General features: G+C 38.4%; 20 protein-coding genes and 1 pseudogene. 12 read left to right on the top strand and 9 right to left on the bottom strand.

Annotation, left to right across the window (positions count from 1 at the left end; all coding sequences use genetic code 11):
* Positions 1-94: 94 nt before the first annotated feature.
* Both sufB and ES711_RS06955 read right to left on the bottom strand, forming a co-directional pair.
* The gene (sufB, locus tag ES711_RS06950; RefSeq protein WP_146891914.1) at positions 95-1543 is read right to left on the bottom strand and encodes a Fe-S cluster assembly protein SufB; all 1449 of its coding nucleotides are present in this window, start codon (positions 1541-1543) and stop codon (positions 95-97) included.
* A 51-nt stretch (positions 1544-1594) separates the two neighbouring features.
* Positions 1595-1924: a HesB/IscA family protein gene (locus ES711_RS06955; protein WP_146891917.1), complete on the bottom strand. Its 330-nt coding sequence runs from the start codon at positions 1922-1924 to the stop codon at positions 1595-1597.
* Positions 1925-2097: 173 nt separating this feature from the next.
* Here ES711_RS06955 and thiL point away from each other — a divergent pair, with 173 nt between their 5' ends.
* On the top strand, positions 2098-3147 hold the full coding sequence (thiL, locus tag ES711_RS06960) for a thiamine-phosphate kinase (RefSeq protein WP_146891920.1): 1050 nt from the start codon (positions 2098-2100) through the stop codon (positions 3145-3147).
* Between the two features lie 386 nt (positions 3148-3533).
* Here thiL and ES711_RS06965 read toward each other — a convergent pair whose 3' ends face one another.
* Both ES711_RS06965 and ES711_RS06970 read right to left on the bottom strand, forming a co-directional pair.
* Positions 3534-3797, bottom strand: a complete 264-nt coding sequence (locus ES711_RS06965; protein WP_146891922.1) for a hypothetical protein — start codon at positions 3795-3797, stop codon at positions 3534-3536.
* 62 nt (positions 3798-3859) lie between these two features.
* The gene (locus ES711_RS06970; protein WP_146891925.1) at positions 3860-4636 is read right to left on the bottom strand and encodes an alpha/beta fold hydrolase; all 777 of its coding nucleotides are present in this window, start codon (positions 4634-4636) and stop codon (positions 3860-3862) included.
* A gap of 81 nt (positions 4637-4717) precedes the next feature.
* Here ES711_RS06970 and brnQ point away from each other — a divergent pair, with 81 nt between their 5' ends.
* A complete protein-coding gene (gene brnQ, locus ES711_RS06975) occupies positions 4718-6001 on the top strand; it encodes a branched-chain amino acid transport system II carrier protein (RefSeq protein ID WP_146891928.1) in 1284 nt (427 codons plus the stop codon).
* On the opposite strand, the gene ES711_RS06980 is transcribed toward brnQ, so the two are convergent.
* On the bottom strand, positions 5979-6635 hold the full coding sequence (locus ES711_RS06980; protein WP_146891930.1) for a hypothetical protein: 657 nt from the start codon (positions 6633-6635) through the stop codon (positions 5979-5981). The two genes, brnQ and ES711_RS06980, sit on opposite strands and share 23 nt — an antisense overlap.
* A gap of 104 nt (positions 6636-6739) precedes the next feature.
* On the opposite strand from ES711_RS06980, the gene ES711_RS06985 reads away from it, so the two are divergent.
* Positions 6740-8062 carry an aspartate kinase gene (locus tag ES711_RS06985; RefSeq protein WP_146891933.1) on the top strand — a complete coding sequence of 441 codons (1323 nt, stop codon included), beginning with the start codon at positions 6740-6742 and terminating at the stop codon, positions 8060-8062.
* Positions 8063-8117: 55 nt separating this feature from the next.
* On the opposite strand, the gene ES711_RS06990 is transcribed toward ES711_RS06985, so the two are convergent.
* The gene (locus ES711_RS06990; RefSeq protein ID WP_146891935.1) at positions 8118-9410 is read right to left on the bottom strand and encodes an aminopeptidase P family protein; all 1293 of its coding nucleotides are present in this window, start codon (positions 9408-9410) and stop codon (positions 8118-8120) included.
* A 378-nt stretch (positions 9411-9788) separates the two neighbouring features.
* Between ES711_RS06990 and ES711_RS06995 the strand changes: the two genes are divergently transcribed.
* From ES711_RS06995 to ES711_RS07025, 7 genes and pseudogenes are all read left to right on the top strand, one after another.
* Positions 9789-11021 (top strand): hypothetical protein, encoded by a 1233-nt coding sequence (locus ES711_RS06995; protein ID WP_146891938.1) that lies wholly within the window; start codon positions 9789-9791, stop codon positions 11019-11021.
* Between the two features lie 95 nt (positions 11022-11116).
* Entirely contained in the window at positions 11117-11788 is a 672-nt protein-coding gene (locus ES711_RS07000) for a succinate dehydrogenase cytochrome b subunit (protein WP_146891941.1), read from the top strand.
* Between the two features lie 12 nt (positions 11789-11800).
* Entirely contained in the window at positions 11801-13798 is a 1998-nt protein-coding gene (locus tag ES711_RS07005; protein WP_146891944.1) for a fumarate reductase/succinate dehydrogenase flavoprotein subunit, read from the top strand.
* 33 nt (positions 13799-13831) lie between these two features.
* Positions 13832-14209, top strand: a pseudogene (locus ES711_RS07010) (four helix bundle protein).
* A gap of 66 nt (positions 14210-14275) precedes the next feature.
* Positions 14276-15022 carry a succinate dehydrogenase/fumarate reductase iron-sulfur subunit gene (locus ES711_RS07015; protein ID WP_146891947.1) on the top strand — a complete coding sequence of 249 codons (747 nt, stop codon included), beginning with the start codon at positions 14276-14278 and terminating at the stop codon, positions 15020-15022.
* Between the two features lie 101 nt (positions 15023-15123).
* Complete coding sequence (locus ES711_RS07020; RefSeq protein ID WP_146891950.1) at positions 15124-16056, top strand: M28 family peptidase; 933 nt, start codon at positions 15124-15126, stop codon at positions 16054-16056.
* 16 nt (positions 16057-16072) lie between these two features.
* The gene (locus ES711_RS07025) at positions 16073-17842 is read left to right on the top strand and encodes a MutS-related protein (protein ID WP_146891952.1); all 1770 of its coding nucleotides are present in this window, start codon (positions 16073-16075) and stop codon (positions 17840-17842) included.
* A gap of 105 nt (positions 17843-17947) precedes the next feature.
* On the opposite strand, the gene rpmA is transcribed toward ES711_RS07025, so the two are convergent.
* From rpmA to ES711_RS07040, 3 genes are all read right to left on the bottom strand, one after another.
* Entirely contained in the window at positions 17948-18208 is a 261-nt protein-coding gene (gene rpmA, locus ES711_RS07030; protein WP_146891955.1) for a 50S ribosomal protein L27, read from the bottom strand.
* A gap of 39 nt (positions 18209-18247) precedes the next feature.
* Positions 18248-18916: a 50S ribosomal protein L21 gene (gene rplU / locus ES711_RS07035; protein WP_146891958.1), complete on the bottom strand. Its 669-nt coding sequence runs from the start codon at positions 18914-18916 to the stop codon at positions 18248-18250.
* Between the two features lie 329 nt (positions 18917-19245).
* The gene (locus ES711_RS07040) at positions 19246-19734 is read right to left on the bottom strand and encodes a DUF4199 domain-containing protein (protein ID WP_146891961.1); all 489 of its coding nucleotides are present in this window, start codon (positions 19732-19734) and stop codon (positions 19246-19248) included.
* Positions 19735-19923: 189 nt separating this feature from the next.
* On the opposite strand from ES711_RS07040, the gene ES711_RS07045 reads away from it, so the two are divergent.
* Positions 19924-21243 (top strand): M16 family metallopeptidase, encoded by a 1320-nt coding sequence (locus ES711_RS07045; protein WP_146891964.1) that lies wholly within the window; start codon positions 19924-19926, stop codon positions 21241-21243.
* A gap of 26 nt (positions 21244-21269) precedes the next feature.
* Entirely contained in the window at positions 21270-23345 is a 2076-nt protein-coding gene (locus tag ES711_RS07050) for a M16 family metallopeptidase (RefSeq protein WP_146891967.1), read from the top strand.
* Positions 23346-23441 lie beyond the last annotated feature (96 nt).

Here is a 23441-nt window from a genome sequence, read left to right on the forward strand (position 1 = left end):
CGATCGTCTGGGACCAAATTCTGAAGGTTGAATTCAGAATTTGACTATTATATTTTTATTTAGTGTACTTTTTAATTTAGTCTATACGGTTAGCTTACCCGACAGAACCTTCTAAACTAATCTCCAATAATTTTTGTGCTTCTACAGCAAATTCCATTGGAAGCTTATTCAAAACTTCTTTACTAAAACCATTCACAATTAAGGCAATGGCTTTTTCAGTATCAATGCCACGTTGGTTACAGTAAAAAATCTGGTCTTCACCAATTTTACTAGTAGTTGCCTCGTGTTCAATGATTGATGATTTGTTCTTCACTTCAATATAAGGGAAGGTATGCGCGCCACAATCATTCCCCATCAGTAAACTATCACACTGCGAGAAATTACGTGCATTCTCAGCTCTAGCGCTAATTTGAACCAAACCTCTATACGAGTTTTGAGATTTACCTGCAGAAATTCCTTTGGAAATAATGGTCGATTTGGTGTTTTTACCCAAATGGATCATTTTAGTTCCGGTATCCGCTTGCTGGTAATTATTAGTCACTGCTATAGAATAAAATTCGCCTACTGAATTATCTCCTTTTAAGATACAACTTGGGTACTTCCAGGTAATGGCAGAACCCGTTTCTACCTGTGTCCAAGAGATTTTAGCATTTTTCTCACACAAGCCTCTTTTAGTAACGAAGTTAAAAACCCCACCCTTGCCTTCTGAGTTTCCTGGGAACCAGTTCTGAACGGTTGAATATTTAATTTCAGCGTCATCCATGGCAATCAATTCTACCACTGCGGCGTGCAACTGATTTTCATCTCTACTTGGTGCGGTACAACCTTCCAAATAGCTTACATAACTACCTTCATCGGCAATAACCAAGGTCCGTTCAAATTGACCTGTGTTGGCTTGATTGATTCGGAAATAGGTGGACAATTCCATTGGGCAACGTACGCCTTTAGGGATGTAACAGAAACTACCGTCACTAAATACTGCCGAGTTTAAAGCGGCGTAAAAATTGTCCTTTTGAGGTACTACAGTACCAATATGTTTTCTGACCAGTTCAGGATGCTCTTTAATAGCCTCACTCATCGAGCAGAAAATAATTCCTTTCTCATTAAGAGTTTTCTTAAAAGTGGTCGCTACAGAAACGGAGTCAATCACCACGTCCATTGCAACACCTGCCAAAGCTTTTTGCTCATCAAGAGAAATTCCTAGTTTTTTAAAGGTTTCTAGCAATTCCGGGTCAACCTCATCCAAACTGTCATATTTCGGTTTTGTATTGGGAGCAGAATAGTAAGAAATAGATTGAAAATCTGGTTTTACGTAATTAACGTTGGCCCACTCTGGCTCAATCATTTCTTCCCAAGCACGGAACGCTTCCAAACGCCAGTCTGTCATCCATTCTGGCTCTTCTTTCTTCAATGAGATCGCGCGAACGACATCTTCATTTAAACCAATAGGAAACGTGTCAGACTCAATATCTGTGTAAAAACCATATTCGTATTCCTTGGTTTTTAATTCTTCTCTTAAATCGTCTTCTGTGTATTTCGTCATGTCATTTTCATTAATTATTCAACGCCTTCCGTTCTGGAAGATTGGAGGGATTTAAAGGGAAAATGATTCCCCACATCCGCAGGTACGATTGGCATTTGGATTGTTAAAAACAAAGCCCGCACCGTTCAACCCACCGGAATATTCCAGGGTTGTACCAATTAGGTATAAAAAGCTCTTCTTGTCGACAATAATTCTGACGCCATTATCTTCGAAAATTTTATCCTCATTATCTTGTGATTTGTCAAACTTCAAATCATATGATAAACCCGAACAACCACCACTTTTTACAGCAACGCGTACAAAGTCGGTTGACGTGTTATAGCCGTCTTCAGTCATTAGTTCAACGAGCTTCTTTTTCGCTGTTTCAGATACTTTTATCATTCGTTATATAGATTATTTCTAAATAGTCTACAAATATACAACTTAAGAAGTGTTTTACCATACAACCAATCATTATATTAGTAAATGGTAGGATAGCATAATACAGATGATGGGTATAATAATTTTACGATAAAAACGCTTGTATTACTGGGCTAATTGATAAATTTGCAGTTATGATAGAAGATAAAAACCAACAACGTACGTCCTTGGCTGACTTGGGTGAATTTGGACTGATTGACCATTTGACCAAACATATTGAAATTACTCAAAAATCGACCGTAAAAGGGATTGGCGATGATGCTGCTGTTTTGGATTTTAAATCAAAACATGTGGTCGTCAGCACCGATTTATTGGTAGAACACGTTCATTTTGATCTCAGCTATATGCCACTTAAGCATTTAGGCTATAAAGCGATTATGGTAAATCTATCAGACATCTATGCGATGAACGCGACTGCAAGTCAGGTGACCGTATCAATTGCTGTCTCCAACAGGTTTCCGCTGGAAGCCATAGAAGAATTGTACGCCGGGTTTGAAGCGGCAGCGACATTATATGATATTGATATTGTTGGTGGAGACACCACGTCATCCACTACCGGTTTAATAATTTCAGTGACCGCTATTGGAGAGGTCAACAAAAAGGATGTGGTGTATAGAAGTGGTGCCAAACCTAATGATTTATTGGTGGTTACTGGCGATTTAGGTGCGGCATATATGGGCTTTCAGGTGTTGCAACGGGAGAAGGAAGTCTTTAAGGTGAACCCAAACAACCAACCGGATTTAGATCCGTACACCTATATCGTAGAACGCCAATTAAAACCGGAGGCGCGTAAGGATATTGTTAAATTGTTGAAAGAGTTAAAGGTGAAGCCTACTTCTATGATTGATATTAGCGACGGGCTTTCTTCTGAAATTATCCATTTATGCAAACAAAGTAATGTAGGGGCTGAACTGTATGAAGATAAAATTCCTTTAGACCCGCAAGTAATTTCTACCTGCGAAGAGTTTAATCTGGACAGTACGACCATTGCACTTAACGGGGGTGAAGACTACGAATTATTAATGACCATTTCTCAAGAGGATTTCCCTAAAATAAAAGGCAACCCGAATTTAACTGTTATTGGGTATATCACGGAAAAGGAACGCGGAATGCATTTAGTAACCCGTGGCGAAACATTGGTCCCTATCATTGCCAAAGGCTGGAACGCCCTAAATGATCAATAAACCGGCTGTTTCAATTTCTTTCGTTTATTATAGAGCACTTTTAAAGTCTTGTTGATCTCGCGTCGCTTATCGGTTAACGGAATCAGCTCTCCTTGATCACTGGTGGTGTAATGTTTGCCACACTGTGAACAGGTATATTCTTTAACGAACTTTGTAATTTCGTTTTTTATAATCAAATCGTGATTAAATAATCTGCAATATAAATTTTTCAAAACTCAATTTTTTTACAACTTCCACATGATAACCAAAACGAATGAATTTCGAAAAAATTATGTGTTAAGATTGTAATAAATGAAAGATTACAAATAGTAATAAAACTGACATTTTCAAAAGTACAGAGGACGTAATTACAAACAGGTAATTTGCGGTTTTTATATCCGTTGAGGTTAATAGGCCGAAGCATTAAAGACATGCGCTCCTGAACGTTCCAATCGGCGGCTATACATCTCCTCTAATATGGAATTGATTTCCTTAAACTTTGGGGTCAACTCGGTCAAATCGCCATTACTATTAGTGGTCAGTTGTTTTTTACAACATCCGCAGGTATATTCCTTGACGTATGAAGTGACGTTTTTTGTAACCTTATAGTTATGACCAAAAAGGTAACAATACAATTGTAACGGGGCCGCAACATTTTTCGTAGTTTTCATGGTGGTCTGGGTTAGAGCAGACTAACTTAGAAAAAAATATCAGAAAAAGACGCCAAAGAACATTATTTTTCGATAAACCGCATAATATGGTAAGTTAATTCTTCTTTATTTTCAATATAAGACATGTGTCCGTCAGGAAAATCGATAATTTCAACATTTAGAGACTTTAACTCTTCGCTTACTGAATCATACTCTAAAACAGGGTCTTTACGCCCAAGAATGGCCAATTTTGGAACCGTTAATTTTTTGAGCAACGCACTTCTATCCTCGCGTATTTTCATCCCTTCCAAAGCCGCGACGATCCCCTGAACGGGTAAACCCATGGCCACCATCTTAATACGCTCAATTTCTCCGTCAAACTGTTCGCGATTATCGGGACTGAACAAATTGCCAATTGACATTCTGATAAAATTTTTGTGATTGTATTTGACCGCCTCAATTGCCCGATCTCTATTGTTCTGCTTTTCTGGAGAATCAGCAAACGGCGACGAGTTCATCAAGCACAACTTCGCCACGCTTTTGGGATAGGCTTCCGCCAGCGCTAAAGCCACATAGCCTCCCATGGAATGTCCGATTATCACTAATTGTTCAATTTTTAAATGGTTCAATACTGCTTGAACTGCCTCGGCCATCTGCTCCATCGTATGGAGATAACCCAAACACCCGGTGGCGCCATGTCCTAAAAGATCAATGGTAATTACGCGGTAGTTTTTAGTAAGGGTGGGAATCAACTCCTGCCACATTACTGAAGTTTCCAGAAATCCATGTAGCAATACCACTGGTACTCCTTGGCCTTGATCCTGATAAAAAACTGGAATGTCTTTGTACTCTAATCTCATATTTCATCTATATTCGGCAAATATATGTTTTAGTCTTTAGTTGACCTTAAGGTGTTGGCTATCAAAATAAGATTATGCACTATGAATAAAAGTAAAGACATCTTTATTACTGGTTTCGCATTGTTCTCAATGTTTTTTGGAGCTGGAAACTTAATATTGCCGCCATTCTTAGGATTTCAGGCCGGAGAAGCATGGTTATTGATCACCATAGGTTTCGTTATTACCGCTGTGATTATCCCTATTTTAGGCATCGTGGCCCACGCCAGATTACAAGGCACCATGTACGATTTTGGCAAAAAAGTATCACCAATTTTCAGCGTTGTTTATTGCTTTATCGTGTACGGCATTTGCTTACTGCTTCCCGGTCCTAGAACTGCCTCGGTAACTCACGAAATGGCCATTGCTCCTTTCTTTAATAGCAGCAGTCTTTTAACGAGCAGCATTTATTTTATTCTGGTTTTTATTTTTGTGATGAATCGCTCCAAAGTGTTGGATTTATTAGGCAAGTATCTCACGCCCATCATCATCATGATTTTATTGGCCATTATCGGGATTGCTATTTTCGCATCGCCAGGTGCAGTGCAACCTACCCGTTTTAGCACACCATTGGTGGATGGTGTTTTGGAAGGGTACCAAACCTTTGATGCCATTGCCGCAATGGTTGTTGGTGCGGTGCTGATCATCTCCATAAATTTAAAAAATTCCAGTCCCGCTGCAGACAAACAGCAACTTATATTTAAAGCTGGCTTATTGGCTGGCTTTGGTTTGTTCATCATTTATACGGGCCTAATTTTAATTGGTGCATTGCACAATACAGAGTTCCCGGAAGATGTATCACGATCGGCTTTATTATTAGGTTTGGGACACAAAACTTTGGGAACAGCGGGAGCAAGTTTATTAAGCGTTCTTATTGCCTTGGCCTGTTTCACCACTGCCGTGGGTATTGTAACTGGTACGGCAGATTATTTAAAGGGCTTGTTTCACAACTCGAAAACCGTTTATACCATCACGGCCATCATTGGGAGTTTAATGGGCATTGTAATGGGCCAATTTGACGTGAAATACATTATAGATGTAGCTATCCCTGCCCTGATGTTTATTTATCCAATCACCATTATTTTGATTTTATTGAACGTCATACCTGAAAAATGGGCCTCAGCCTTGGTGTTTAAAAGTGTAGTGATTACCGCTTTTATCTTTAGCATTCCAGATTTTCTGAAGATTTTGGCGCCATCTGAAGGTTTAACATCCATTATTAATGCCATTCCTCTCGCCTCTTATAATTTGGGATGGATTATTCCTTCCATACTTATGTTCATGCTACTCAACATGTATCGCCATTTTAATCCTTCAAACGCTTCATAACTGAAAATGCACGGTCTACCACGTCATCCTCAACAAGAATTGTAAATTCGTTAGTAGTGGAAACAACCTCATAAAGCGCAATCCCTTCCCAAGCCAACCGTTTAAATATCTGATAATAAAGCCCGGTTACTTTGCTATTGTCTGATGGCAAACTGATGGTGATTGCTGAGAGTTCTGCTTTCTCTCCAAGCAACACTTCAAATTGAAAACTCTTCAGGACGTCCAATCGCTGAGCGGAGGAAATAATGATATTGCTTTCATAAATACCCCTTGTAAATGCATAAAACACATTGGACATGCCGTCCATCTCGCGCATAATTTTTGAGTGGCTATGGATTAGGGTTTTGGAATTCTGAAATGTAAAATCGGTAAGATTGGAGCGCACGGTGATATCACCCAGATTTTGTAGGACACGCTTCAATTTTAACGAACTCCCAAGATCTATGGGCGGTTGGTAACGGCGCAAAGCCATCATGACCGCTCCCTCTTTCACCGGCTTTTTGAGCAGATTGCTAATCGTTGGCGCCAGTTCTTCAGCCAAAGCCGAATAGTTGATGATGCCGCGTGAAATGGCCTCTTCCAAAAATGGTTGGGCTAATAATAGCTCTTGAACGCAAGCAGCAATGGTTTTCATTTGTTAATTATATAACATTTTGTGTAAAATTAGTCAAAAATTTTAATTTCTATGGATATGTGATGGACAGCTTCTATTTTCGCTCGATTAAAATTTATACTATTATGCTTGTATTAAAATTTGGAGGCACCTCTGTTGGCTCGATTGAAAACATGACCAATGTCAAAAATATCATTAATGATGGTCAACGTAAAGTTGTGGTGCTCTCTGCCATGTCAGGGACTACCAATACCTTGGTTACAATTTCAGAATGTATTAAATTCAAGGAATTGGACAACGCCATCGATCTCATTTCTGATTTGCACACCACCTACACCCAAACAGTGCAGAATTTAATTACTAACGCCGCCATAAAACTTGAAGTGCAGACCTATGTCAACACTATTTTTGCCTCATTAAAGACTGCTGTCAACACCAACTACTCCCCCTTGTTAAGCAATAAAATCATTTCCCAAGGCGAATTGCTCTCTACATTTATCTTCAGTCGTTTTTTAAAACAAGAAGGCTTAAAAGCGTGCTTACTGCCCGCCTTAGAATTTATGCGAATTGATAAATTTAACGAACCGGATAATTTTTATATCCGTCAAAATTTTAACCGCAGTATTGACCAACAACCAGACGCAGACATTTACATCACCCAAGGCTTTATATGTTTGGATGCTGATGGCCAAGTAGCCAATTTACAACGTGGGGGGAGTGATTATACCGCAACAATTATCGGTGCGGCGCTAAACGCTAGTGAAGTACAAATCTGGACGGATATTGACGGCTTCCATAATAACGATCCGCGTTTTGTACCAGATACCCATGCCATTTCCAACTTATCGTTTGACGAGGCTGCGGAGTTGGCGTATTTTGGCGCTAAAATTCTACACCCTCAAACCGTGATGCCTGTTAGAGAACTGGATATTCCTGTGCGATTAAAAAATACATTATCTCCATCGTCCCACGGCACCTTAATTACCAACGCTATTCATGGCGAAGGTATCAAAGCCATAGCTGCCAAAGATGGGATTACGGCCATTAAAATAAAATCTGCCAGAATGCTTTTGGCACACGGTTTCCTAAAGAAAGTATTTGAAATTTTTGAGAAATACGAAACGTCTATCGATATGATTACGACTTCAGAAATTGCGGTTTCGCTCACTATAGACGACACCAAAAATCTATCTGGCATTGTTGAAGAATTAGAAAAATTTGCGATGGTTGAAGTTGATGAATTTAGAACCATTGTTTGTTTGGTGGGCAACCATATTGTGTATCATGCTGACACTCCTAAACTGTTCCAGATTCTGCAAGATGTGAATGTCCGGATGATTTCTTACGGCGGTAGTAATAATAACATTTCGCTGCTGATCAATACTAGTGATAAGGTGGAGACCTTAAGAAAACTTAACCGCTATGTATTTCATTTGGTGCCGGCCTAACTCAGACATCAATTAAAAATAATAGAGGCACTTTTTCAAGTGCCTCTATTATTATTTATGAATTCATAATGTCTTCAATCTCGTCCACTTCAATAGGAATATTTCCCATCAAGTTAAACGGCTCTCCTGATTTTTGAATGACCAAATCATCCTCCAATCTCACTCCGAATTTTTCCTCTGGAATATAAATTCCCGGCTCAACCGTAAATACCATGTTTTCTTGCATCGGCTCCGTCAAAATACCGTAATCATGCGTGTCCAATCCGATGTTGTGGCTGGTACCATGCATAAAGTATTTTTTATAAGCTGGCCAATCTTTATCTTCATTTTGAACATCAGCTTTATCCAATAATTTTAGACTCAACAATTCAGAAGTCATCATTGCGCCAACTTCCTTGTGGTACTCTGCCCAATCCGTGCCTGGAACCAATAATTTGGACGCCTCTTTTTTAACGTGATTTACCGCATTGTAAACTTCCTTCTGACGCTTTGAGAATCTTCCGCCTACAGGAATGGTACGCGTCATATCACTTGAATAATTGGCATATTCAGCCCCAACATCCAACAAAATTAAATCGCCGTCTTTACATTGTTGATTATTAACTACATAATGCAACACATTCGCATTGTTGCCCGCCGCAATAATGGGAGTATACGCAAACCCCTTGGAGCGGTTGCGCAAAAATTCGTGCATCAATTCGGCTTCAATCTCATATTCCCAAACTCCAGGTTTGACAAAATCAAGAAGTCTTCTAAACCCTTTCTCAGTAATATTACAGGCTTTTTGCATTAAGTCAATCTCTATAGGATCTTTAACCGAACGTAAACGCTGCAAAATTGGATTACTTTTCGCTACAGCATGCGCAGGATATTTCTGCTTTAACCATTTGGTATAGCGATCTTCGCGGGTTTCAGTCTCAACATTGGCACGGTAGTGTTCATTGGTATTGATATACACCGTATCACATTGGGTCATCAATTCAAACATGACCTTCTCCATATCTTTTAACCAATACACGGTTTTAACCCCTGAGGTTTCAAACGCTGCTTCTTTGGTGAGTTTTTCACCTTCCCAAACTGCAATATGATCATTGGTCTCTTTTAAAAATAATATCTCACGATGGTTTTCTTTAGGACAATCCGGGAAAAGCACCAAGATGCTTTCTTCCTGATCTACTCCACTCAAGTAATAAATGTCGCGATGTTGCTGAAATGGCATCGTACTATCTGCACTAACTGGATAAATATCGTTAGAGTTAAAAACCGCTAAACTACTTGGCTTCATCTGAGCCATAAAGTTCTTGCGGTTTTTTATAAAAAGTTTGCGGTCTATTTGATCGTATTTCATAATGTGTAGTTTTTTCAAAATTACAGTTTTCGGGTTGCTTAAAAAAATCTACTGCGTCTTTATGAAACTTTTAACCTCTACTTCGCCATTTTACCGTCTATAGTTCATAATAATAAGATACATTTTGAAAATTTTTGAAAATTAATTTTAAAGGATTACACAGACTATGATCCTTGGTTTTTTCTGATTTAAGGAGGAATGGAATACAAAACATTTTGACCGCATTATAAAATATATAAAATCAAAGAAAAATTATTTTATTTAATTTTATATCTTTCTGGAAAGTTAGGGATGGAAGTGCTAATGAAGATGCAGACAAATATGTAAATTCTCGCACGCGATTATTTTACGACTATACCACTATAATCGCCAATTACTATGATAAAATCTGCCTTCACTGTACTCTGTTTAATTATTACTTCTTTTGTTTTTTCTCAAGATTCCAAAGATCTCAAATTGTATCTAGATTGTAACACTTGTGATAATACGTTTATCAAACAAAATTTAACCCATGTCGAGTTTGTGCGCGATCAGAAGTTTGCGGATGTTCATCTTTTCTTTACCCGCCAAACCAATGGCAGTGGTGGCAGCGAATATGTGATTGATTTTATAGGCCAAAGGAGCTATAAAGATCTTCAGGAGCAGGTCATTTTTTCTACCGATTCCGATATGACCGAGGACATTATCAGAAATAAAATATTAAAATTCATAAGTTTAGGATTGGTGAGATATTGGATGAAAAAAGGAGATACAGAACATCTTTCAATTACCATCAAAAAACCTCAAGAAAATGAAGTAACAAATGCCAGCATTAAAGATCCTTGGGATTACTGGGTTTTTGGAGCGGACATTTTTGGTTATTTTAGTGGTGAAGAATCGAGCACATTCAGCAGTTTTAGTGTAAATGCAACTTCAAAACGTGTTACCGAAGCAAATAAGTTTTCATTTAGGGCCGGTTTTAGCGAGAATCAATCCACCTTTAGTTATGATGGCACTGACATCATTTCTAAGCGAAATTCAAAATACTTTTACGTTAGTGATATCATAAGTATCAGCGGCCATTGGTCAGCGGGGGCGTTTGCCAACTTAGGATCCTCGATGTATAGCAACAAGGAGTTTTACTGGGAGTTTAAGCCTGCCATAGAATACAATTTTTTCAACTATTCAGTTTCTGCAAAAAAACAACTAGCCTTAACGTATTCTAATGGCATCGTCTACAACAACTATATTCAGCGATCAGTTTATGCCAAAGAAAATGAATACCTGTGGGAACATGAATTAAAATTAGGAGGAAGTGTCAACCAAAAATGGGGTAACATTTATGGCGAAGCCTCCTTTGAGCAATATATGCACGACACAAGTCTCAATTCGCTGACCTTTTATTTAGGCACGAGTATCCGATTGTTTAAGGGTTTTAATTTAAATCTTAGCGGCAATTACGGCATTACCCGAAATCAGATCAATCTGCCCGCTGGAGACGTTTCCTTAGAAGAATTGTTGTTACAGCAACAGCAATTGCAATCAGGGTATAATTATTATTTCAATATAGGGTTGAGTTATTCCTTTGGTTCTATTTATAATACCATTGTAAATCCACGTTTTAATTTTTAATTAAAATGATTCCAAATAAGTAGAAATAGTTCTATTTTTTGGCTTTCAAACGATTGAAGTGTATCTTTGCCTAACATTAAACTAACCTTCAAAAGATGAGCGGAATTTTAAATTCTTCAATTGGAAGAAAGTTTGCCATGGCGCTTTCGGCATTCTTCCTCATGATTTTCTTAGTACAACATTTTGCAATTAATATCCTATCGGTCTTCAGTGCAGACACATTTAATGAGGCGTCTCATTTTATGGGAACCTTTTGGGTAGTGCAATATATTTTCCAACCCATTTTAATTTTGGGTGTCATTTTTCACTTTGTGATGGGAATGATTTTGGAAATTAGAAACAGAAATGCACGAAAAATTGCCTACGTTAAAAACAACGGCAACGCCAATTCTACTTGGATGAGTAGAAACATGATTTGGACTGGTGGTGCCATTTTATTGTTCTTAGGACTCCATTTTTACGATTTCTGGTTACCGGAGATCAACACCAAATTCATTGAAGGCGACATGTCTGGAATGATTGATGGCGAATACCGCTATTTTGAAGAATTGCAACACAAATTTGTAGATGTGTGGCGCGTGGCGCTTTATTGTCTGGCATTTGTGTTTTTAGCATTACACTTATTACACGGGTTCAGTTCCGCATTTCAATCGGTAGGAGCCAACAATAAATATACAAGAGGATTAAGAGGATTTGGTAAGGCGTATGCAATCATTATCCCATTAGGATTTATTTTCATCGCACTTTATCATCATTTTAATTACTAAAAAATATCTAATATGGCTTTAGATTCAAAAATACCTGAAGGCCCACTGGCGGACAAGTGGACCAACTATAAAAACAATATTGACCTTGTCAATCCCGCTAACAAACGTAACATTGATGTTATTGTTGTTGGTACAGGTTTGGCTGGAGGTTCTGCCGCTGCAACTTTAGCAGAATTAGGCTATAACGTAAAAGCATTTTGTTTTCAAGATTCACCGCGTCGTGCGCACTCTATTGCTGCACAAGGGGGAATTAATGCTGCCAAAAACTATCAGGGCGATGGGGATTCAACTTACCGTTTATTTTATGATACTGTCAAAGGTGGCGATTACCGCTCTCGTGAAGCAAACGTGTACCGATTGGCAGAAGTATCTGCTAATATTATTGATCAATGTGTGGCACAAGGGGTTCCTTTTGCACGTGAATATGGTGGTTATTTAGACAATCGATCTTTTGGTGGGGTGCTTGTCTCAAGAACATTTTATGCTGCCGGACAAACAGGACAACAATTATTATTAGGCGCTTATTCTGCCATGAACCGCCAAATTGGTCGTGGTAAAATCCAAATGTACAACCGTCACGAAATGTTAGACGTTGTTGTAGTTGGAGGAAAAGCTAGAGGAATTATCGCAAGAAATTTAATTACTGGAGAGATTGAGCGTCATTCTGCCCATGCTGTGGTTTTAGGAACTGGAGGTTACGGAAACGTATTCTTCTTGTCTACCAACGCAATGGGAAGTAACGTCACGGCAGCCTGGAAAGCACACAAACGTGGTGCCTTTTTTGCAAACCCATGTTACACACAAATTCACCCAACCTGTATTCCAGTTTCTGGAGACCATCAATCAAAACTGACTTTGATGTCTGAATCACTCCGTAATGACGGACGTATTTGGGTACCAAAAAACATGGATGATGTATTGGCTATTAGAGAAGGAAAATTAAAAGCGACTGCGATTCCTGAAGAAAATAGAGATTATTACTTAGAGCGTCGTTACCCAGCATTCGGGAACTTAGTCCCTCGTGATGTCGCCTCCCGTGCCGCAAAAGAACGTTGCGATGCAGGTTATGGTGTTAATAAAACCGGTGAAGCTGTTTATTTAGATTTCGCGTCCGCCATTCAACGTTACGGAAAGGAACGTGCACACGTAAGAGGTTTAAATGAAGATGATGCCGTTTTAGTCAAACGCTTAGGACAAGAAGTTATCAGAGAGAAATATGGTAACCTATTCCAGATGTACGAAAAAATCGTAGATCAAAACCCGTATGAAATGCCAATGATGATTTATCCTGCGGTGCATTATACCATGGGTGGACTTTGGGTAGATTACAACTTGATGACCAACGTACCAGGTTTATATTGTATTGGAGAAGCCAACTTTTCTGACCATGGTGCTAACCGTCTTGGTGCTTCGGCATTGATGCAAGGTTTGGCAGATGGCTATTTTGTATTGCCATATACTATTGGTGATTATTTATCAAAAGATATTCGTACAGGAAAAATTCCGACCAATTCACCAGAATTTGATCAAGCAGAGAAAAATGTTACAGACAGTTTAGACCACTTGATCAATAATAAAGGGACACATTCTGTAGACCATTTCCATAAACGACTTGGAAAAATCATGTGGGACAAATGTGGAATGGCTCGTAATGCCCAAGGCTTACAAGAAGCTATAGTGGAGATTGCAGAACTTCGTAAGGAATTCTGGAAGGATGTTAGAGTCCCAGGAACGCAAAATGAATTTAATGAGGAACTGGCAAAAGCAATGCGCGTAGCGGATTACCTCGAATTAGGGGAGTTATTTGCCAAAGATGCGTTACAAAGAGAAGAATCAGCTGGTGGTCACTTTAGAGAAGAATACCAGACTGAAGAGGGTGAAGCCTTAAGACGTCCAGAATTTCAATATGTTGCAGCATGGGAATTTCAAGGAGAACCTAAAGATGCGATCCTTCATAAGGAAGAATTAGAGTACGAGAATATTGAAGTGAAAGAGAGAAGTTATAAATAAATTATTGAGAGATTGAGTTATTAAGGTCATGACATGGACAATTATAGATCTTTTGAAGAACTAGCGTGCTGGAAAGAAGCGCGAAGTCTAAGACTATTTGTTAGTAATGCAGTCATCTCAAAATTACCAAGTTCTGAAAAGTACGTATTAATTGATCAAATAAGGCGATCATCGCGTTCAGTTGGAAACAATATTGCTTAAGGTTATGGTAGATTTCATTATCAGGAAAACATACAATTTTGCAGAATTGCACGAGGTTCATTATTTGAAACTTTAGACCATGGCATTGTAGCTTTCGATGAAAATTACATTTCCATAGATACTTTAAACGATTTACGGACCATTCACAGTAAAACACTTTTGATACTTAATGGCTACATTAAATATCTTAAGACACAAAAAGAAAAATAGACAATTGAATTTTGAGTTACCTAATAACACAATCTCTCAATTACTTAATAACTTAATATTGAAGGCATGAAGCTAACATTAAAAATATGGCGTCAAAAAAACGCTGACACCAAAGGAAAGCTAGTAGATTACCAAATTGATGGTATTGAAGGCGATATGTCTTTCCTAGAAATGTTGGACGTTTTAAATGAACAACTCATCAATAAAGGCGAAGAACCAGTAGCATTTGATCATGATTGTCGTGAAGGTATCTGCGGTACGTGCTCTTTATACATTAATGGAGAAGCTCATGGACCCGATCGTTTAATTACCACTTGTCAATTACATATGCGTATGTTTAATGACGGTGATACCATACACATTGAGCCGTTTAGAGCTACAGCCTTCCCGGTGATTAGGGATTTGGTTGTAGATCGCACCTCATTTGACCGTATTCAGCATGCGGGTGGTTTTATTTCTGTGAACACTTCTGGGAATACCATTGATGCCAATGCTATTCCGGTGAATAAACACGATGCGGACACGGCATTCGAATCTGCTACCTGTATTGGTTGTGGTGCCTGTGTTGCGAGTTGTGTAAATTCTTCCGCCATGTTATTTGTCGGTGCTAAGGTGTCTCAGTTCGCGTTGTTGCCACAAGGAAAAATTGAGGCTACTGAACGTGTTTTAAACATGGTAAAGCAAATGGACGAAGAAGGTTTTGGTAACTGTACCAATACGGGAGCTTGTGAAGTAGAATGTCCTAAAGGCATCTCCCTTGAAAATATTGCCCGACTAAATCGCGAATATTTAGCGGCAAGCTTAAAAGGATAATCTTATAGTCAACTTCCCCCTTAGGAAGTCATTAATTTCAATTAAAATCCCAATGCTTTATTGGGATTTTTTGTTTCTTTATATTTTAAACCCCATACTTTATGAAGCACTTATTGTGGCTTACACTTTTTGCAGTCCTTAGTCTTACGCTCGGGTCTTGCGCACCGAAACCCGATCAACAAACCGCAATTCAGGAACGCTATCTTTTTAGTCCGGACAGTTTATTAGTGCATATTAAAACACTATCGTCTGATGCCTTTGAAGGCCGACGCACAGGGACTCCTGGAGCCGAAAAAGCCAAGAATTACATCATCGAAAAATTTTCTCGATTACAGGTGCTTCCTTTTGTGCCAGACTATCAGCAGCCTTTTTCATTTACGGCTCGGGACAAAACTTATAATGGGGTCAATGTCTTAGGGCTGATCAAAGGCACGCAACATCCTGATGACTATATTGTGATCAGCGCGCATTATGACCATGAAGGCATTAAAAACAATCAGATTTATAATGGTGCGGATGATGATGCTTCGGGCACAGCCGCCCTCTTTGCGTTTGCTGAGTATTTTGAAAAGCATCCGCCCGAGCATTCGGTTATTTTGGCTGCTTTTGATGCCGAAGAATTAGGACTAGCCGGATCACATCATTTTGTGGACAATTCAATAGTGCCCTTAACTAATATCAAGCTCAACATCAATATGGACATGATTAGTCGGAGTGACAACAATGAGCTTTATGCCGTTGGAACCGCCTATAATGACACTTTAAAAGAAGTTATTTCCCAGTATAAAAACCCGGAAAATTTTGCCCTTTTGATGGGTCACGATGGTAAGGACGGCTTGCAGAACTGGACCATGTCTTCTGACCACGCGCCGTTCCATAAAAAAGATATTCCCTTTTTATATTTTGGAGTCGCAGATCATAAAGACTACCACAAGCCTACTGACGATTTCGAAAATATCCATCCTGAATTTTATAATAAAGCGGTAAAAACCGTAATTTCAATTTTCAGTACTCTAGACGGCATACGCTTTTAGATAAATTATGATACCTATGGATCACCCCACCACCTTTTACCAACAAAACGTAGAGCGCTATCAAACGGAGGCAAACGCGCTGTATAAAAAAATGACTCTTTTAAGTACGTTGCGTATTGCCGTGTTTATTCTCACTGCGGTGGGCCTCTACTTTGCTGTTCCAAATTGGCAATTTGCCGCAGGAATCGCCATTGTGGGCATTCTAGTGTTTGTTGGCCTGCTCTCTAAATATACCGAACTAAAAGGGCAAAGAGCACTCAAAAAAGCGCTTATAGATGTCAATGAGACGGAATTGGCCATTGGCGCTGGGAATTTTCATGACCGGAATCAAGGTTTGGCGTCTCAAGATCCATTACATTTCTATAGCTTGGATATCGATTTATTTGGACGAGGCTCCTTTTTTCAATTTTTGAATAGAACAGCTATTGACGAAGGCACCCAGCAATTGGCTGCCCAATTGAAGGCTAATGCGGTTGATGACATAGTACTCCGACAGGAAGCCATTAAAGAACTCGCCTCCAAACCGGAATGGCGCCAATTGTACTCCGCCACCGCTAGTTTGATTAAAGTAGAAACTCCCGCACATAACATCATCAGTTGGTTAAAGGATCACAAAACGTTCATTCCAAAAATTATGAAATGGATGCCTTGGGCATTTCTTGGCGGCACTTTGAGCATATTCGCGTTATTCTTTCTAAAAGTTATAAGTGCCGGATTTTTGGCTTACTGGTTATTTATAGGATTGGGTATTACCGGAATATATTTTAAGAAAATCAACGATTTAGCCTTTCATACGGACAAAGTAAAAGACACCTTTAAGCAGTATGCACTTCTCCTAAAACAAATTGAGAATGAAACCTTTACTTCGGAATTACTTATTGCTAAGCAGAAACAAATTCAGTCAGCATCCGAACAGGCGTCCCTCATTTTCAATAAATTTAGCCAAGCTTTAGATGCTTTAGATAATAGAAACAACCTGATCTCAAGTGTTTTTGGGAATGGGTATTTCTTAACGGATTTAAAAAACAGCTACAGAGTAGAGCAATGGCTAAATGGTTATAAACATAAAGTAGAAGATTGGTTTGAAGTCGTCTCCTTTTTTGATGCCTATAACAGTTTAGGTAATTATGCTTTTAATCACCCGCATTACGTTTTTCCTACAATTTCTTCTGACCGAAATGTGATCAATGCAGTTGATTTAGGGCATCCGTTATTAAAAACTGAGAAGCGTGTGGACAATGACTTGAAGATAGAGAACGAACAGTTTTTTATTGTTACGGGCGCGAATATGGCAGGTAAAAGCACCTTTTTGAGAACCGTTTCCCTACATATTGTGATGGCTAACGTTGGCTTGCCCGTATGTGCTAAGTCGAGTAACTATAATCCTGTAAAACTCATTACCAGCATGCGTACGAGCGATTCTCTTACAGATGATAGCTCTTACTTCTTTTCGGAATTAACGCGTTTAAAATTCATTGTAGACGCCATTCAAAAAGAGCCGTATTTTATCATCTTAGATGAAATATTAAAAGGCACCAATAGTACTGATAAAGCCATAGGATCGCGCAAGTTTGTTGAAAAATTGGTGGCATCTGACGCGACGGGAATTATTGCCACGCACGACTTAAGCTTATGCGAAATAGAACAAGAACTTGAAGAAGTAAAGAATTATTATTTTGATGCGGAAATTATTGATGACGAACTGTACTTTGACTACACCTTTAAAACAGGCATTTGTAAGAATATGAATGCGAGTTTCCTCTTGAAGAAGATGCAGATTGTATAACTAACAAAATAACTTAGAGGTTTTAAAATCTCTAAGGTCTTCAAACTAAAAAACCCTTTCTGAAAACAGAAAGGGTTTTTTGATATCTAAAAGAACCTGCGAAAATTAAACCTCAAACGGTTCAATCGACACATAAGACTTGTTGTCTTTCTTCTTTGTAAACTTGACTAGACCATCAACTTGTGCATGCAAAGTGTGATCTTTTCCACCATACACATTTTCACCTGGGTGATGTGTATTGCCTCTTTGTCTTACGATGATATTTCCAGCAATAGCAGCTTGACCACCAAAAATCTTCACACCTAAGCGTTTCGATTCTGAATCTCTACCGTTTTTAGAACTACCAACTCCTTTTTTATGAGCCATTGTCTTAAGGTTTTAATTTGTTATACTTAATGGGTTGAATTATTTTTCAACACCACCATCTAATTTTTCTTGATAAACTTGTAACTCATCCCATTTACCGTCAGCAGCTAATTTTGCTTGCTTTGGCCAAGTGTCAGTTACAATATGAGCCAATCTTGAACTTGCTTCAGTCAAAATTTCACTGATAGCTTCTGGTTTCATGTCAGCTAATTTCGCAAAGGTATCAACACCTGCTGCAACTAATGCGTCAGCGGCTTTAGGTCCAGCTCCTTCGATTTTTTTCAAATCGTCAGCTTTTCCAGTTGATTTTTTTGCTGCTGCTTTTGGGGCAGCTTTTTCAGCTTTCGCTTCTTTTACCGGCTTTGCTTTTTCAGTTTTCTCAGCCTTTTTAGCTCCTGAAGCAACAATGCTTTCAATAACGATTTCAGTAAGAGCTTGACGATGACCGTTTTTCACACGGTAACCTTTACGTCTTTTCTTCTTGAAAACGATAACTTTATCACCTTTAAGGTGACTTAAGACTTTTGCTCCTACAAGAGCTCCGTCTATAGCTGGGGCGCCTAAAGTAATGTTATCACCATCACCAATCAAAAGAATATTATCGAAAGACACTGTCTTTCCTTCTTCTGTTGCTAAACGGTGAACAAACACTTTTTGGTCTTTTTCAACTTTGAATTGTTGCCCTGCTATCTCTACAATTGCGTACATAGCGTAACGTTTAAATTAGTTAATTTTTGTTCTAAAATGGGTGCAAATATACACCTAATTAATTAAACTACAAACGTTTTTCAGCGCCAGAAGCAAATAAAATCTATAAAAATCCTGTGTTAGAAATTATGAATCGATTAAGATCATAAATAATGCCTGAAAAATTTTAAAACTTCAGCACTCAATTCAGTTACGAAATTGACTTCTGTGCTCTTAATTGTGCCATTGTTATTTAATCTGCGATCTAGGTGATAACGGTTAATGGTCACTTTAATGATAATACAATTTGAACTGATGAGAGGGTTGAATTGGAATGTAGACCTGGAAATTTAAGGTTTTTGTCTTGGTTTATGATCTATTAAATCTTCCTGCTGACCAACGTGTTGGCTTTTTTTAAATATTTGCATAAACATTAAAGTCAAAACCGCAGTAGACGCTAAACCTTCCATCAATACAATTAAAATGAGAATACCGGCGCCTTGATTAGTATTATCGAACCAAGTTTTCAGAATTGTATTGGGAAATTCAGTGTCCAAATGAAACATATAAATGGCCATAAACACCACGAAGAAGCCTGTGGCTATAAACCCCGTCAATAAACCGGTTTTAAAACCGTCAACATAAGTGAAGTCAGAATTAAATTTGAATTTATAGTTTTTAATGGCAAAATAGATTCCAGAGGCCATAAAAAGTCCATTGGCCATCCGTAACCATGGGTTATTGTGTAAATCAAACAATCTTAGAATAAGGAAGTACGTAATTAAACTAGCCGCAACGAATAAGCCATATTTTAAGGAGACTGATAAAGATCTATTCATGGATATTCCATTTAAAACTTATGAATCTTAAAATTCGTAAAAAAATCTTTATAAACACAATTTTTAAGAGTAATTTTCAATCTTAACCACTTTATTGCCAAGATCAATTCATGTTTTTGAGCAATAGTGTAACAAAACTGAGTAAGATGCTACTTACATTATATATTAATTAATATTAAAAAGAAAACAATGAAAAAACGTTTATTCGCTTTGGCCTCTTTGCTGTTTTTTGGCGGATTCGCCAATGCTCAACAGGTCGAATTTGAGGAGTTTGATTTAGACAACGGACTGCACGTGATCCTACATCAAGACAATTCCGCTCCCGTAGTTATTACCTCTGTGATGTATGATGTAGGTGGAAAGGATTTTGAGCCCAACCGTACCGGTTTTGCCCATTTCTTTGAGCATTTGTTATTTGAAGGCACTCAAAATATTGCCCGAGGCGAATGGTTTAACGTTGTGTCTTCTAACGGAGGCACCAACAATGCCAATACATCTTTAGACCGAACGTATTATTACGAAGTCTTTCCATCAAACAATTTAGAATTAGGATTATGGATGGAATCTGAGCGTTTAATGCACCCAATCATTAATCAAATTGGTGTAGATACCCAAAATGAAGTGGTTAAAGAAGAGAAACGCTTGCGTTATGACAATGCGCCCTACGGTGGATTCTTAGGAGCTATTGGAGAAAACTTATTCTCCGTGCACCCTTACAAAGAAAAAAATATTGGTGAAATGGAAGATTTGGATGCCGCTACTTTAGAGGAATTCCAAGCCTATTTCAAAAAATACTATGTTCCAAACAACGCCGTATTGGTAGTTGCTGGTGACATTGACAAAGCCAAAACCAAAAAAATGGTAAAAGACTATTTTGGTGCGATCCCTAGAGGAGCTGATGTGGTTAGAAATTTTGCTAAAGAAACCCCAATTACTACAACTATTAAAGCAACGGCTTACGACAATAATATTCAAATTCCTGCAGTTATTGCTGCTTACCGTACCCCAGGGTTTAAGGAACGTGAATCTTATATCTTAGATATGGTTTCTAGCTACTTAAGTGGTGGAAAGAGCTCAGTACTTTACAAAAAATTAGTCGACGAGAAAAAGATGGCCCTTCAGGCACAAGCCATAAACATCGGGCAAATGGACTATAGCGTATTTGCTATATTGGCATTGCCTTTGGGTGATGTGTCTTTAGATACCTTACTAAGTGAAATGGATGAAGAAATTGCAAAATTACAAACAGAATTGATTTCAGAACGGGATTACCAAAAACTGAAAAATCAATTTGAAAACCGTTATGTCAACTCCAATTCAAGCGTGGAAGGGATTGCTGAAAACTTAGCGACAAACTACTTATTAAAGGGTGATGTCAACCTAATCAATAGCGAAATTGAAATCTACCGTTCCATTACGAGAGAAGAAATCAGAGACGTTGCTAAAAAATATTTAAGTCCTAACCAACGTGTAGAACTTGATTATCTTCCAAAAAAGGATGACCTATAATTAAAATTTAACAAACATTGAATCATATGAAAACTTATATATCAGCGTTCTTAATGGTGTTTTTTATGGCTTTTTCTGTACATGCACAAATTGACCGTTCAAAACAACCGCAACCTGGACCTGCTCCAAAAATCGATTTAAAATCGCCACAAGAATTTACCCTTAAAAACGGTATGAAGGTGATGGTCGTAGAAAATCATAAATTGCCAAGAGTATCCTTTAGCTTAACCATTGATAACAAACCAGAAACTGAAGGCGCAAAAGCTGGAGTTTCTAGTTTAGTTGGCAGCATGATGGGTAACGGGACGACCTCAATCTCTAAAGAAAAATTTAACGAAGAAATAGATTTTTTAGGAGCCCGATTGAGCTTTAATTCTTCTGGCGCTTATGCCAGTGCACTTTCTCAATATTCAGATCGTATTTTAGAACTAATGGCAGATGCTGCCATGCACCCATTATTGGTGGAAGAGGAATTTAAAAAGGAAAAAGAAAGACTTATTGAAGGCTTAAAATCTCAAGAAAAAAGTGTGGATGCCGTTGCAGGACGTGTAGGTAATGCATTATCTTATGGCATAAACCATCCATACGGAGAGTTTATTTCTACAGAAACTGTTAATAATGTCACGTTTCAGGATATCAGCGCATTTTATGAAGAAAACTTCAATCCTAACAATGCATATTTAGTGGTGGTGGGCGATGTCGACTTTAAGACCATCAAGTCTCAAGTTGAAAAACGTTTTGGAAATTCAACAAAATCGGTTAACGTGCAAACCAACGTTCCAGACGCCACTCCAAATGTGCAATACACACAAATTAATTTTGTGGATATGCCAAATGCTGTTCAATCAAACATTTTATTGACTAACAATGTCAATTTAAAAATGAATCATCCTGATTACCATGCGGTGTTGATAGCCAATAAAATTTTGGGCGGGGGCTTTGGAAGTTACCTGAATATGAATTTGCGTGAGAAACATGCCTATACTTATGGCGCGCGTTCTGGTGTAGATGCTGACAAATATGTTGGTCGTTTTACCGCCAGTACAGCCGTAAGAAACATGGTTACGGACAGTGCCGTGGTGCAAACCTTAAAAGAAATCAATCGTATAAAAAACGAACCTGTAGAAGCTGAAGCCTTGAGAAATGCAAAAGCAAAATATGTAGGCGATTTTGTATTGGCCTTAGAGAGTCCACAAACCGTGGCCAGATATGCACTAAATATCAAATTGAACAATTTGCCTAAAGACTTTTACGAAACGTTTTTACAAAAAATAAATGCTGTTACTGCTGAAGATGTAAAGCGTGTTGCCAATACCTATTTTAAACCAGAGAACGCTCGAATTGTAGTTGTTGGTAAAGGTGCTGATGTGTTGGAGAATCTTGAAAAAACAGGCATTCCAATCTTGTATTTTGACACTTATGCCAACCCGGTTGATAAACCAAAATTTAGCAAACCACTTCCTGATGGTGTGACTACGGCTACGGTTTTAGAGTCGTATTTCAAAGCTGTTGGTGGTAAAGAAAAAGCAAAAGCGGTAAAGTCTGTTTGGACTACGGCAAATGTGACTATTGAAGGCGCTCCGTTTTCTCCAGTTGGCGAAATGAAAGCTATGACACCAAATAAAACTTCTATGGAAATGTCTATAGACGGCATGGGAGTAATCATGAAACAGAAATTCAACGGTACCACGGGATATACTGAGCAGCAAGGCAATAAGATGGATTTAACCGAAGAGCAAATAAAAGATCAGAAAGCCTCACATACCATTTTCCCTGAATTGTATTACGAGCCGAGCGCTCTAAGTTTAGAGAGCATGATCAGTATTGATGGCAGTGATGCTTACAAAATTAAAGTGACGGAAAACGGAAAAGACTCTTTCCGTTATTATGATGCCAAGACAGGATATTTAGTGAGAGTTGAAAAAACTATCGAAGCACAAGGTCAATCTTTTACGAGTGTTGAAGATTACGGCAACTATTCGCCGGTTAAAGAGATGATGTATCCGTACAGCATGTCTGTAACTACAGGCCCACAGGTTATTAAGATGAATGTTACCAACCATCGGGTTAACGAAGGTGTAATGAAAGCAGATTTCAACTAATACCTACTCCATTTAATTTGAAAGAAGCCTGAAGGACCTACTTCAGGCTTTTTTATGCTTTATATTCAAGGATAACCCGCGATCTGTATTGCTGCT

Origin of the sequence: Gelidibacter salicanalis, from assembly GCF_007997285.1 — a bacterium.
Lineage (GTDB): Bacteria > Bacteroidota > Bacteroidia > Flavobacteriales > Flavobacteriaceae > Gelidibacter > Gelidibacter salicanalis.